Below are 12,616 nucleotides of genomic sequence, written 5' to 3' on the forward strand. Positions count from 1 at the left end.
CTCTGGCGAATGCGGCGAGGTGAATGACGGCTGCTCGTGGTCCGGGGCGGACTGCCGGCATCCGGTCAATGGCCGTCGCCGGGTGGGCCGTCAAATGGCGTGAGCAGCCAAACAGGGGCGGGACGACGTCCTGGCCAAAGAAAAAGCCCCGCTGCTTTCGCAACGAGGCTTTGAATTTGGCTCCCCGACCTGGGCTCGAACCAGGGACCTACGGATTAACAGTCCGGCGCTCTACCGACTGAGCTATCGGGGAATCGTTCGATGTCGGCGTGGCAAGCGGTGGCACCACGCGTCTTGATTTGGCTCCCCGACCTGGGCTCGAACCAGGGACCTACGGATTAACAGTCCGGCGCTCTACCGACTGAGCTATCGGGGATTTGATCGGTACTGCCCGCTTCTCTCGCGCACTCACTGCTGCGCAAAATTGCAGGCCTTCATAAATAGCAAAGCCACCTTGATGTGATCGCGGTGGCTTCTGCCGGTTCCGCAGGTCAAGACCTGCATCACCTTCTGTTCTTGGCTCCCCGACCTGGGCTCGAACCAGGGACCTACGGATTAACAGTCCGGCGCTCTACCAACTGAGCTATCGGGGAACAGAGCCTTGGATTATAGACAGAAATTTCGGGGTTCTACAAGCTCCGCCTGTCGAAGCTCAGGAAAGCCCCTAGGGCCGTCCCGCACCTCGCCCGAGACCGTCGTTCAGAGCGACACCTCCAGGCTTGCGCGCCAGGTGCGCGGCGCGAGCGGGTAGAGGTAGGCGTGACCGTACTGGTAGGGGCTTTCGCGCCAGGCGCGCTTGTCGGTGAGGTTGTCCACGCCGACACGCCAGGTGTAGAGGCGCGTGCCCATGGCCTGCTCGTAGCGCACGCCGGCGTCGAGGCGGGACCAGCCGCCGATCAGGACGCTGTTGTCCGGCAGCACGGCGCGCGGGCCTTCATAGACGAGGCCGATCTGGCCCTGCAGGCCGGCGATCACGGTCTGACGCAGCTGCAGCTTGATGTTGCGCTTGGGCACGTTGACGGGCTGGAGGCCGTTGGTGGCGGCGTCGGCGCTGCCTTCGCGTCGGGCCTTCAACTCCATCCAGCTGCCGAGCAGGCCGCCGCCGCTCCACTTCAGGTCCGCCTGGGCCTCGAGGCCGCGGTGGCGCGCGCGGCCGTCCTCCACGCGGGTGCAGGAGCCGGGCGTGGCGTCGTCACAGGCGCCGGCATCGATCCAGACGGGGCGCTGGATGTCGAACCACGCGATGGACCAGTCCACCGTGCTGCTGCCGGACTTGAGGCCCAGCTCGACCTGCCGGCTCTTGATGGCGGGCAGCGCCTGACCGGCCTGCGCACCGAAGCGCTTGCGGTTGGGCGTGACGTCGGACTCCATGCCCTGGCCCCAGCTGCCATAGGCCATCAGGCTCGGGCTGATCGCGTAGGAGAGGCCGATCCACGGCGTGTTGAGGCTCTGCGAGTAGCTCGTCGCGCGCGAGCCGTTGGTGCGGATGCTGTCGCGCTGGATCCGCGTGTGGCGCAGGCCCAGGAAGGCCTGCCACTGGGCGTCGATCTGCACGGCGTCGCGCACGTAGAGCTCGGTCGAGCGCTCGTCGCGATTCGTGCTCTCGTCACTGAGCGTGGGGTCCGCGGGCGTGACCTGGTCCTTGTCCGGATAGATGCTGCCGTTGCCCGACCAGTTGTACGCCTGCTGATGGAAGCGGCTCTTGGCATGCGTCGTCAGCACGCCGGCGGCGATCTGGTGCGCGAGGCCCAGCGCCTGTGCTCGACCCTGCACGGACAGGTCCAGGGCCTCGGTGTGGCGGCGCTCGCCCTCGCTGCGGAAGTCGTAGCGGTCGAAGCTGCCGTCGCTGCAGTAGCGGTCGTAGTGGTTCTCGGCCGAGCAGCCGTAGGCATAGGCCAGGCGGTCGTCCGTCTTAAGGCGCTGGAAGCCGAGGTGGGCCTGGGCCTTCCAGTTGGCGTCCAGTTGATGCTGCACGCGCAGCGAGCCTTGGGTGTTGTCGAACACAGTCGGCAGCGCCCAGGGCAGGTTGTTGAGGTTGCGACGCGGGTCGATGTCCTCGGCCGAGGGCAGCTTGCTGCCCAGCAGGCTCATGCCCGGCTGGCTGCGCTGCGACTGGCGGTTCCATTCGAACTCGGCCTCGACGAGCGTGTCACGGCTCAGGCGCGCATCCGTGGCCACGGCCAGCAGGCGGCGGCTGCCGGGGGCGTCGTCCAGCTCGGGGCGCAGCGTGGCGGCGCTCGCATTCACGCGCACGCCGACGGCCTCGCCGGCGCCGAAGCGCTGGCTCCAGTCCAGCGAGGCCTCCGCCGTGCCGCGCTCCGAGACGCTCAGCGTGGCGCTCAGCAGCTTGGTCGTCGGGCGCTTCACCACGAGGTTCACGAGGCCGCCGGGGCTGCTCGTGCCGGCCTGGATGCCGCTCGTGCCCTTGAAGACTTCGACGCCGCTCTTGTTGCCCAGCGCCAGCGTCGTCTCGGCGTTGATCGGCAGGCCGTCGCGGCGGTAGTTGAAGCGGTTGTCGAGGTCGAAGCCGCGCACCTTCAGGTAGGAGACGTAGCCGGCGGCGTTGTAGCTGTCCTGCACCGAGGCGTCGAGGTTGACGAGGCCGGCGAGGCTGCTCAGGCCGGCGTCGGCCAGACGGTCCGCGTTGAGCACGCTGGCCTGGAAGGGCAACTTGGCGGCGGGCGTGTCCCCAAAGCCGCCGACGCTGACGGGCGCATCGGCACTGCGGCCGCTGACGGCCACGCTCGGGAGGCTGTTGCCGGCGGATTGGGCGCTGGCAACCTGCACGCAGGCGAGCGCGCACGCGGTGGCGACAACATGGGGAAGGGAGCGGGAGATACGCGAAGTGATACGGGCCATCGTCGGACTGCTTCTAGCGATGGCAGGGCGGCGAGCGGCCACATCAAGGGCCTGCTGAGAGCTCAGGCCGTGGCGTGCGTGCTTCCCTGCGCGAGGATTAACTCGTCTCGGCCCCGAGGGGTCGAGAAGGCGGCCGAAGCCGCCATTCAGGTTCAAAGGGACTTTCTCAGCCGGCTCATCACGTGAGCCAGCACCCCTAGCGATTGGTGGGCGGCGATTGCCACCACGGCGCGGATTGTAGCGGGGCGCAAAGGCCCCTGTTCATCGAGGTCTGGCGCGAGATAGGCAGGAGCATTGATCCAGGTCCACGGCCGGCGCGGTCAGCAGGGGCAGCGTCGGCAAGAGGGCCCGCGGGGGCCAGGTCTTGCCGCTGCGGCGCACGCGCTGTCCGCGTCTGGGGTGCCGTGCGTGTCTTCAGCGCTTCACGAATTTCAGGCCGCGCGTGCGAGCGCTGTCGTAGACCAGCGCCACCGGCTGGCCCTTGGCGTCACGCGTCACCTGCAGGCTGAAGCCGGGGCCTTCGAGCAGGTCGGCCTTGAGGGCGGAGACCGGTGCTTCCTCGGCGCCCGGGCCCTTGAGCGTGAGCTGGTCCTGCTTGAGGGACAGCGTCCATTCCGCGCCCACTTCTCCGCTGTAATAGCGGCCGACCAGCGCGCCCCGCTCCGCCGCGCTGGCGCGGTACTCGGGCAGGCGCTTGAACAGCACCGGCTTGGGGTCGTCATTGCGCGTCAGCGTGAGGGACTTGCCGTCGTCCGCCAGGTCCAGCTGGGTGATGCCGCTGGTGCTCTGCACGCGACGCAGGCCGAGCGCGCGCAGGGCCGCGCCACCGCCGGCGCGGCGCATGGTGAGGGGCCCCGAGGCCTGCTTCTCGATGCGCAGGATGTCGCCCGGTTCGCCCTCGTACAGGCCGACGAAGACGCCCGGATCGAAGTCCGCGGGCGGGGCCGGCGGGGCGGCCTGCGCCACAGGGGCGTCCTGGAACTGGCCCGCCAGCGCGATGTCGGCGACGCGTTGCGCGAGCGTCGTCGGGCTGGATTGCGCGGCATTGCAGGTCAGGGCCATGCCGAGGTGCTGCGCGGGGAAGCGCATCACGACCGCCCGGTAGCCGCCCCAGGCGCCGCCGTGCTGCACGCGAGGCAGGCCGCGGTAGCGGTCCATGCTGAGGCCCAGGCCGTACTGGATGGGCGAACCGTCGGCCAGCGTGCCGGGGGTCTGCATCGCCTTGAGCAGGGCCGGGTCGATGACCTTGGGCTGGGCCAGCTCGGCGTCCCAGCGCGCGAGGTCCCGCACATGCGTCTGCACGGCGCCGTCGCCCGGCTGGTTCCAGTTGGACATGTCGATCGCGAAGCCGGCCGGCCCGTTGGGGCGGTAAGCCGTCGCGCGATGCGGCACCACGACCGTGTGGTCCGTGCGCACATGCGTCGCCGTCATGCCCAGCGGCTTGAACACGTGGGCCTGCAGGAAGGTGTCCAGGCTCTGGCCGCTGACGCGTTCGACGATCATGGCGGCCAGGAAGTAGCCGCTGTTGCTGTAGCTGAAGCGCGTGCCCGGTTCGAAGTTCAGGCCCTGCTGCGCGGCGAGCAGGCGCAACGCGTCGTCGGAGCTCGTGACGTCGCCCATGTCGCGGCCGGCCAGGAGCAGCAGCTCGTTGTAGTCCCGCAGGCCGGCCGTGTGGTGGAGCATCTGGTCGATGGTGAAGCGCTGGCCCAGGTCCTTGAGCTCCGGCAGGTGCTTGGCCGCCTTGTCCTGCAGGCTCAGCTTGCCCTCCTTGGCCAGCATCAGCACGGCCAGGGCGGTGAACTGCTTGGAGCTGGAGCCGATGTCGAACACGGTCTCCGGCGTGATCGGCACGCGATGGTTCAGGTCGGCCAGGCCGTAGCCGCGCTCCAGCAAGACCTGACCCTCCCGGTAGACACCAAGGGCGCAGCCCGGTGTGTCCTGGGTGAAGGCGGCGAACACCGCGTCGATCTTGGCGATGTCCAGCTCGGCGGCGCGCGTGGCGCCGGCGGCCAGCGCCAGGCCGGTGGCCATCAGCAGGGGCAGGGCGCGCAGGCGCGGGGTGAATGCAGGCATGGGGTCTCCTCGATGTTGTGCTGCCGTGGCCCTTGCCACGGCATGGGCGCGACTATGGCCGGCGGTCCGCGGGCGCGCAGCGGCGGTGCGACGGACTGCGTGGGCGGGGGGATGGTCGGAGTTGATGAGGGATCGCCCAGGAGTGACGGGACGCAAGGACGCAAGGGTCAGGCCTTAAATTTCAAGGCCCAATCCTCTCCCCGTGCTTCTTGATCAACTGGCTCACCCGGGACGCAAGGGTCAGGCCTTAAATTTCAAGGCCCAATCCTCTCCCCGTGCTTCTTGATCAACTGGCTCACCCGCGCCGTCGTCAGCCCCAACTCACGCCCGATTCGGGTCATCGTCATGGCGGACTTTGCATGCGCGAGCCACAGGGCCTCTTCGCGTGTGGTCGAGACGGCCAGGTATTGCTGCAGCGTCCTTGCATCCTGCTGTTGACGCTGTACCTTGGCGACGTCGTTCGACCGATCCAACGCAGCGCCCGTCCCCGCCCGCGCCTGCATGCGCGCAACAAACGCGTCGTCGCCAAGATAGATCTTCTGCCTGAGCGCCTGCTCCCACAAAGAACGCCCTTGCGGAGCCGCCACCAGCTCCACATAGCGCCGCACTGCACGCCGCCTCAAGGCCATCGTGCTCGCCTCCTTGCCCAGCAGGTAGCCGTGCAGGCCATCCACGTTGAGCCAGCACGGCGCATCGCATTGCAGGCAGTGGGCGCGATAGCTGGACCATTGCCAGTCGCCAGGGCTCTCCACCATGCCGGCCCGCACCGGATTGAGCTCGACATAGCGGCAGACCTCCAGCAGATAGCTGTCCCGATCGACAAGAATTGCCTTGAACCGCCCCTGGAACAGATGCCCGACCTTGGCATGCCGACGGTTGTACGCCTGCGTGTAGATGCCGTTGAGCTGCTGCATCAGCGCCGAGAGATTGGCGCGGCGCGTGTACAGCACGAAGTGGTAGTGGTTGCCCATCAGGCAGTAGGCCAGCATCTGGGCGTCGCAGCGCTGCAGGGTCTGGGCGACGATGGCCAGGAGACGATCCCGGTCAACATCGTCATCAAAGATGGGCTCCCGGCGATCACCGCGCGAGGTCACGTGGTAGATCGCACCGGGGAATTCGATGCGCAGAGGGCGGGTCATCGGGCCACTCCATTTCAACGTCAGTCGGAGTTGGAATTTAGGGCCTGATGCGGGTGAACTCGACGAGGGTGACGCGAGGCGTGGGCAGGGTAGTGGATGCTGGGAGAACAGGGGGCAGGGGGACTTGAAATTTAAGGCCTGACCCTGGTGCTCCTGGATTTAAGGCCTGACCCCGGTGCCTATGCTATTCGTCGTAGGTGAGGATCGGCTTCTGCAGCGCCGCAAGGTAGAGGTCGCAGTTGGCGCGGAGTGCGGAGATGCTGTCGGCAGCAGGAAACGTCGGAGTCTCGCTGTAGCCCTGGACGCTTCCGTCGTCGTGGTAGTGGACCTCGTAGATGGCGAGCTCTCCATCGCGGTCCATCACTCGGTATTCCCAGGTCATGATTTGTTCGCTGAAAGGAGTCGGGAGTCAGGGGGCAAGTCGGGGGGCAGGCCTTAAATCTGTAGGCCTTTGGATTTAAGGCCTGACCCTGGCTACGGGGACTTGAAACTTAAGGCCTGACCCCGGTCCCATGCTCTTATCGTGATGGCGGCGCCGAAGTTCATTCTGGCATCGGTGTATCGATCATCCAGTCCGGGGCAAGGGTCAGGCCTTAAATATGTAGGTCTTTAGATTTAAGGCCTGACCCTGGCTCTCCCTCAATCGCACGCGGCACCGCCGCAAGCATCCGCCGGACCCTGAGCAGTACAAGACGGAGATTGCCCGCCGAGTCAGCCGTGGAGGCTGGCACTCACAGCCAGTCTGGCGGTATGTCCGCCGGATGGCGCATGCCTGACCCCGGCTCCCGAAACTATTTTTGAATGCTACTTTGGATTCTCTGCTTGCCGAAGGACTTCGGGCAAGTCGGGGGTCAGGCCTTAAATCTGTAGGCCTTTAGATTTAAGGCCTGACCCTGGCTACGGTGTGACCCTGGCTACCGGGTAGAGGATGCTGGGGGGAGAGGGACAGGGGGACTTGAAATTTCAGGCCTGACCCCGGTTCCAGGTGCTTGGCGCACGCTGTGAATTAGAGTTTGGTCTCCCACCCTGACCGGACGCTCTATGTGTCGATCCACGCCCCTCCAGTTGCGCAAGCTGTTGCTGCCGTTGTTCGTTGCTGTGTCGACGCATGCGTCTGCGGATGTGTTGCCACCACCCATTGGCTACAAGCCGCCGCCACCGCGTCAGACCCTTGCTGTGGAGGTGCAAGCTCGGATGGGAACGGTCCAGTCGCTTCCAATGCAGCTGCGGTTTCCAGTCAGCGGAACGTGGCCCAATCCCGAGCGCTCGTCGACGACATGGCCCCTGAGCAACGGTGGATGCCTGAGCCTGATCCTGCACGACTTCCGGGACGGCACGGTGCGGCCTACAGGGCAGCTGTTGGATGAGTCATGCAACGCCCCTCTTGGAGACTGGCTGGAGCTGCGCGCGGACGGCAAACCGACTCAGTTCAGCGCCATGGTCGGTGTTGACGTCTTGGAGATCCAGGTGTTCGTGCGCTGGGTCGACTTGAATGGAGAAGGCTTGTCGGCGCTGGCCAGGGCCGAACTGCAGGAGGAGCCTCAGCTGACGCCGGCTCAGCTGCAACTGCAACTCCAGCAGCGGCAGTCCTTGGCATATCGCATCCAGATGGAGGCCACGGACCGAGCCTGGAGGGCGACACGCCGCCGGTAGGATTTCTAGCGCTGCACTGTTGGCGGCTTTCATCAAGAGGCGGGGTCATTCAAGAGGCGGGGTCAAGAGGCGGGGTCAGGCCTTAAATATGTAGGCCTATAGATTTAAGGCCTGACCCCGATGCTTCATGTATCGATGGTTACGAAACACGGGGGTGGGGTCAGGCCGCAAATCTGTAGGCCTTTAGATTTAAGGCCTGACCCTGGTGCTTCATGTATCGATGGTTACGAAACACGGGGGTGGGGTCAGGCCGCAAATCTGTAGGCCTTTAGATTTAAGGCCTGACCCTGGTGCTTAGGGCCTGATGAGGGTGAGCTCGACGAGGGTGACGCGAGGCGTGGGCAGGGGGCTTGAAATTTAAGACCTGACCCCGGCTCCGCTGGTGCTTGTCTCGATGAGGAAGTTCATTTGAGGGGCTTGGGCGGGTGGATGGGGGACTGTTAATTCAAGACCTGACCCCAATGCCATAGGGGTCAGGCCTTAAATCTGTAGGCCTTTAGATTTAAGGCCTGACCCTGGTGCGGATGGGGCCTTGTGGAGACGGGGCGGACTGTAGTCTGAAGGCCTTTAGATCTATGGCCTGACCTCGGCTCTGTCTACCACGGCTCCAGCACAAGCTTTACGCCCGTCAGGTGCGGTGCTTCTTAGAAGCAGTTGGTCTTTGGATGCAAGACCTGACCCCGTGCTGCGAGGGTGGTAGGGACTTGAAACTTAAGGCCTGACCCCGGTCCTGGTAGTAGATCATCATAGATGGCGAGCTCTCCACCGCGGTTCATCACTCGGTATTCCCAGGCCATGATTTGTTCGCTGAAAGCGGGGGGCAAGTCGGGGGTCAGGCCTTAAATCTGTAGGCCTTTAGATTTAAGGCCTGACCCCGATGCCCGATGCCCCGATGCCCCCGCTACGGCTCTAGGCTCTACAGGCTGGTGCCCTCATAAGATGCTTGCGAAAACACGACTTAGCACCTTTTTGAAGGCCGCGAGATCTGCCGTGCCCGACAGTTCAACTGCACGCTCCGCCAACCCCTTTTTAAACGTATCGCGGAATGCAAAGAAGGTGATGTTGTCGTTTGTATCTTCCACAAGCTCAACCTGCGCGGGACGCTCTTTGGCCAATGCGCGTTTTACTCGATCGGAACAAAGATTCTCGATATCAGCTGGAAGCTGGAAGTAGTCCGAATTCGCCTTCCATGTGACGCCGTCCCGTTTCCCTCGCCCGAGCAACCCACTGAGCGCTTTCGCCCCGGCGCTGTCACCGTCGATGATTAGTCTAATTGCAGTGGAGCCATCGCTGTAAGAGCGTAGCGATTCAAATAAGTAGGTCGCGGAGGTCGCATTACCTGCTGGAAAGAACTTCACGTCGTACGAAGGGAGAGGAAACTCAGTGGACAACTTTTTCAATGCACCAGAGAGGAGAATTTCATCACTAGGTCCTTCTACGACGACATTCAAAGGAAAGAGGGTCATTGAATCCAGTAGGGAAACTCCCAGAGTCTGCCGCGCCAGATCGTAGTCCTTGCCAACGACATATGTCGAGTGGGGGCTGGTCGAATGTTTGTCAACGATCCAGGTGGCGCATGACACTTTGTCGCGAATTATGAAGTGAGGGCAGTGCGTTGTAATGACCGTTTGTACTTCTTGCGCGAACCGCGCCATGACGCCCGCCATTTCACGCTGCTTGCTGGGGTGAAGAAAAGACTCAGGTTCTTCGATGGCCCATATGAAAGTAACTCTCGAATTGTGGCGTTGCGGATGGTTGTCTGCAAGGAATTTGAGAAGAAATATCAAGCTGCTGGTCTGGATTCCAGCGCCCTTTGATCGCACACCAGTTTCGGCGGTATCGCTGATAACGGCCGTTAAACTTGGAAGCATCTCCTCTAAGTTCGAAAATGGAAGCCGAAGCTTCAGATGCCGAATTTCTTTGAACACCTCGCGAACAGAGTCTGTTACGGAGGTTGAGGTGGACTCAAGCTCCGGTTGTAGTTTCTGCATCAGAACTTCAATTGCGGCGTTGATTTCTCGCCGACTTTTCGTAGCTCCGCTCCATCCGCTGAAGATCGTCCGTATCAACTCAGAGCCGATCTCTCGGTTGATGCTCTCTAGCGAGTCACGACCGACCGGAATGTATTTGAACGCCACCGACTGGCGAACTGCGTCGCGAACCTTCTCAATCAAGGTCCTATTGATATTCTTGACGCCAAGCTTTCCGATGAACTGCCAAGATTCGACTCCGTGCTTTGAATAGGACAGGCGAAGTGAAAGTAGTTCGCCATCCAATCGCAGCTGAGTCGACTCGGCTTCCAATTCATCCAATGCACGAGTAATTAGGACTTCCTTCTTGGGCTCATAGGAGATCGTCACAGTAATCTTCGTCTGATCGCCCTTGGAAAGATTTCCAACCTTCGGGTAATCAAGGTCCGTTGTGTATGGAGCACCTTCGACATCACCGGTGAAGAATAGGTTCAATGCTCGAAGGATGTTGGACTTGCCGGAGTTGTTTGGGCCGACAACGGAAGTCAGATTTCCAAACTCCATACGCAGCGGCGTTCCGACGATGGATCGGAAGTTCTGAACTTCCACGGACTTAAGGTTCAGCATGGATTTTCTCGACTGTAATCAATGACGCTGGGTGATGGCTTGCGCATGCTAGGGTGGTGACTTGCCATTAGCCGTTGGATCATACGCAGAACCCGTGCACCACGTCGTCGCGTTAATACGCAGGAGCATGCACGCAAACTGGGCAAGTTGCGCATGAGTCGCGAGCAGGGGCACCTTGAAGCGCCTTTTCGTCAACGAATGCTCCTGGCAGATAGTGGCCAACCGCATGCACTTCGCTAACGGCAACAACAGCTGCTAGACCGCAGCAATGCCGACTACGCTGAATTACCTTGCCGCTTCTTGGCTTGACGCCCTGATGCGTTGGCAGGCGGCTCCCAGTTTCTCCGCCAACGGTCCCAGCAGACACACCATCCCACCCGAGCGCACCCGATTCTCAGGATCCACCCCGAGCAAAGCCAGTATCACTTCCAGCGCTTCTAGTATCTCCAACTGCTGCCGATACGCCCCCGCCAAGCCCGCGCGCGCACCTTGCCCCCATTCGGCCCACGCAGCAGCATCCCCCGCCTGCATCTCCAGCAGCCGATCCAATTCATCAAGAATGTCGGAAATCCCAAAGCGCAGAACACGCCCAGAGTTGGATTGATCAGATTCGCCCACGAGATCTCCTTCGGGTTACCCGCAGATCTCATCGGGACGCCAATCCCTGGCCCTGGTAGGCAGGGCCATGCCCAGTGTCGGCATTGCCACCGCAACGCGCCTCACCAAGCCTGCTGAAACTCTCCGTCCAGCCAACAAAAAACCCGCCACACGGGCGGGTTCTTCAATCTCAGTCAGTGCCGACTCAGTCGAACACCGGGGTTTCAACGCCCAGCACCTTGTGCAGCTTCGGACTCGTCGTCGTGTACTGCAGATGCACCCGCTTCTCCGGATTGATGATCGGCATCGCACCGAAGGCAGCCAGCGCAGCCTCATGGAAGCCCGACAGGATCAGCTTCTTCTTGCCCGGGTAGGTGTTGATGTCACCCACGGCGAAGATGCCAGGCACGCTGGTCTGGAACTTCTCGGTGTCCACGAGGATCTGCTTGCGCTCCAGGGCCAGGCCCCACTCGGCGATGGGGCCGAGCTTGGGGGAGAGGCCGAAGAAGACGAGGACCTGGTCGCAGGGCACGACACGGGTCACGCCGTCGCCGCCGGTGACCTTCACGCCCTTGAGCACGCCGTCCTCGCTCTCGTCCAGGTCCGTGACCTGGCCGACGATGAACTGCATCTCGTAGTTGTCGCAGAGCTCCTTCATCGTGGCCACGCTGGCCGGGGCGGCGCGGAAGCCGTCGCGGCGGTGCAGCAGGATGACGCTCTCGGCCTTGTGCGGGTTGCCGTCTTCGTTGCCGCCGCAGAAGTTCAGGGCCCAGTCGAGGGCGGAGTCACCGCCGCCGACGATCAGCAGGTTCTTGCCAGCGAACTGCTCGGGCTTGCGCACGCGGTAGTGGACCTGCGAGCCCTCGTGCTTGTCGATGCCGTCGACCTTCAGGGTGCGGGGCTGGAAGGAGCCCACGCCGCCGGCGATGAAGATGGTCTTGGTCAGGAACTGCGTGCCCTTGGAGGTGGCCACGAAGAAGCGGCCGTCTTCCTGCTTCTCCACCGTGGTGACTTCCTGGCCCAGATGGAAGGTCGCGCCGAAGGGCTCGATCTGCTTCATCAGGTTGTCCGTCAGCTCCTTGCCGGTGACGACGGGCAGGGCGGGGATGTCGTAGATGGGCTTGTCGGGGTAGAGCTCGATGCACTGGCCACCGGGGTAGGCCAGGGAGTCAATGATGTGGGCCTTGATCTCCAGAAGGCCGAGTTCGAACACCTGGAACAGGCCCACGGGGCCGGCGCCAACGATGACGGCATCGGTTTCGATCACGCCAGCCGAGGCGGAGGAGGTCGCTTGAGTCACTTGAGGATCCAATCTATCGAGTCCGGGCCCCTTTGTTCGTGGCCCGCAGGGGTAATCAGCGGATGAGTTCGGAGAGCTTGTCGCTCTTGTCTTTCCACTCGTCCGCGTCGGGCAGGGCGGCCTTGCGCTTGGTGATGCTGGGCCACTTCTTCGCCAGGTCGGCGTTGATCTTGATCATGTGCTGCTGGTTGCCCGGCACGTCTTCCTCGGGAACGATGGCGTTCACGGGGCACTCGGGGATGCACACGGCGCAGTCGATGCACTCGTCCGGATCGATGGTCAGGAAGTTCGGACCTTCACGGAAGCAGTCGACGGGGCAGACATCAACGCAATCGGTGTACTTGCAGCGAATGCAGGCTTCGGTAACGACGTGGGTCATGGAGCAGCTCTAGAGTTGT

The 12,616-nt window shown here is 63.0% G+C and carries 9 protein-coding genes and 3 tRNA genes; 1 reads left to right on the plus strand and 11 read right to left on the minus strand.

Annotated features, from left to right (window positions below; all coding sequences use genetic code 11):
- Positions 1–177: 177 nt before the first annotated feature.
- The 7 genes from QRD43_RS08885 to QRD43_RS08915 form a co-directional block, all read right to left on the minus strand.
- Positions 178–253, minus strand: a tRNA-Asn gene (locus QRD43_RS08885).
- Between the two features lie 47 nt (positions 254–300).
- A tRNA-Asn gene (locus QRD43_RS08890) sits at positions 301–376 on the minus strand.
- A gap of 141 nt (positions 377–517) precedes the next feature.
- A tRNA-Asn gene (locus tag QRD43_RS08895) sits at positions 518–593 on the minus strand.
- Positions 594–699: 106 nt separating this feature from the next.
- Complete coding sequence (locus QRD43_RS08900; RefSeq protein WP_285982128.1) at positions 700–2,859, minus strand: TonB-dependent siderophore receptor; 2,160 nt, start codon at positions 2,857–2,859, stop codon at positions 700–702.
- 414 nt (positions 2,860–3,273) lie between these two features.
- Complete coding sequence (locus QRD43_RS08905; protein WP_285982129.1) at positions 3,274–4,932, minus strand: serine hydrolase domain-containing protein; 1,659 nt, start codon at positions 4,930–4,932, stop codon at positions 3,274–3,276.
- 254 nt (positions 4,933–5,186) lie between these two features.
- Positions 5,187–6,071, minus strand: coding sequence for an REP-associated tyrosine transposase (locus tag QRD43_RS08910; protein ID WP_285982130.1), 885 nt, complete (start codon positions 6,069–6,071; stop codon positions 5,187–5,189).
- A gap of 184 nt (positions 6,072–6,255) precedes the next feature.
- Positions 6,256–6,453, minus strand: a complete 198-nt coding sequence (locus tag QRD43_RS08915) for a hypothetical protein (protein ID WP_285982131.1) — start codon at positions 6,451–6,453, stop codon at positions 6,256–6,258.
- 683 nt (positions 6,454–7,136) lie between these two features.
- On the opposite strand from QRD43_RS08915, the gene QRD43_RS08920 reads away from it, so the two are divergent.
- Entirely contained in the window at positions 7,137–7,724 is a 588-nt protein-coding gene (locus tag QRD43_RS08920; RefSeq protein ID WP_285982132.1) for a hypothetical protein, read from the plus strand.
- A gap of 932 nt (positions 7,725–8,656) precedes the next feature.
- Here the strand turns inward: QRD43_RS08920 and QRD43_RS08925 are convergent.
- The 4 genes from QRD43_RS08925 to fdxA all read right to left on the minus strand — a co-directional run bounded on the left by QRD43_RS08925 (position 8,657) and on the right by fdxA (position 12,597).
- Entirely contained in the window at positions 8,657–10,321 is a 1,665-nt protein-coding gene (locus QRD43_RS08925) for an ATP-dependent nuclease (protein WP_285982133.1), read from the minus strand.
- Between the two features lie 285 nt (positions 10,322–10,606).
- Positions 10,607–10,939 carry a DUF1484 family protein gene (locus QRD43_RS08930; RefSeq protein ID WP_285982134.1) on the minus strand — a complete coding sequence of 111 codons (333 nt, stop codon included), beginning with the start codon at positions 10,937–10,939 and terminating at the stop codon, positions 10,607–10,609.
- 184 nt (positions 10,940–11,123) lie between these two features.
- The gene (locus tag QRD43_RS08935) at positions 11,124–12,218 is read right to left on the minus strand and encodes an NAD(P)/FAD-dependent oxidoreductase (protein WP_434063845.1); all 1,095 of its coding nucleotides are present in this window, start codon (positions 12,216–12,218) and stop codon (positions 11,124–11,126) included.
- Positions 12,219–12,273: 55 nt separating this feature from the next.
- A complete protein-coding gene (gene fdxA, locus QRD43_RS08940; RefSeq protein ID WP_269629811.1) occupies positions 12,274–12,597 on the minus strand; it encodes a ferredoxin FdxA in 324 nt (107 codons plus the stop codon).
- Positions 12,598–12,616: the final 19 nt, after the last annotated feature.

This window comes from Roseateles subflavus (genome assembly GCF_030285365.1).
Lineage (GTDB): Bacteria > Pseudomonadota > Gammaproteobacteria > Burkholderiales > Burkholderiaceae_C > Roseateles_B > Roseateles_B subflavus.

Coding starts and splice junctions, on each gene's coding strand:
- QRD43_RS08915 (WP_285982131.1), bottom strand. CDS start 6,453: ATGACCTGGGAATACCGAGTGATGGACCGCGATGGAGAGCTCGCCATC.
- QRD43_RS08905 (WP_285982129.1), bottom strand. CDS start 4,932: ATGCCTGCATTCACCCCGCGCCTGCGCGCCCTGCCCCTGCTGATGGCC.
- fdxA (WP_269629811.1), bottom strand. CDS start 12,597: ATGACCCACGTCGTTACCGAAGCCTGCATTCGCTGCAAGTACACCGAT.
- QRD43_RS08925 (WP_285982133.1), bottom strand. CDS start 10,321: ATGCTGAACCTTAAGTCCGTGGAAGTTCAGAACTTCCGATCCATCGTC.
- QRD43_RS08910 (WP_285982130.1), bottom strand. CDS start 6,071: ATGACCCGCCCTCTGCGCATCGAATTCCCCGGTGCGATCTACCACGTG.
- QRD43_RS08900 (WP_285982128.1), bottom strand. CDS start 2,859: ATGGCCCGTATCACTTCGCGTATCTCCCGCTCCCTTCCCCATGTTGTC.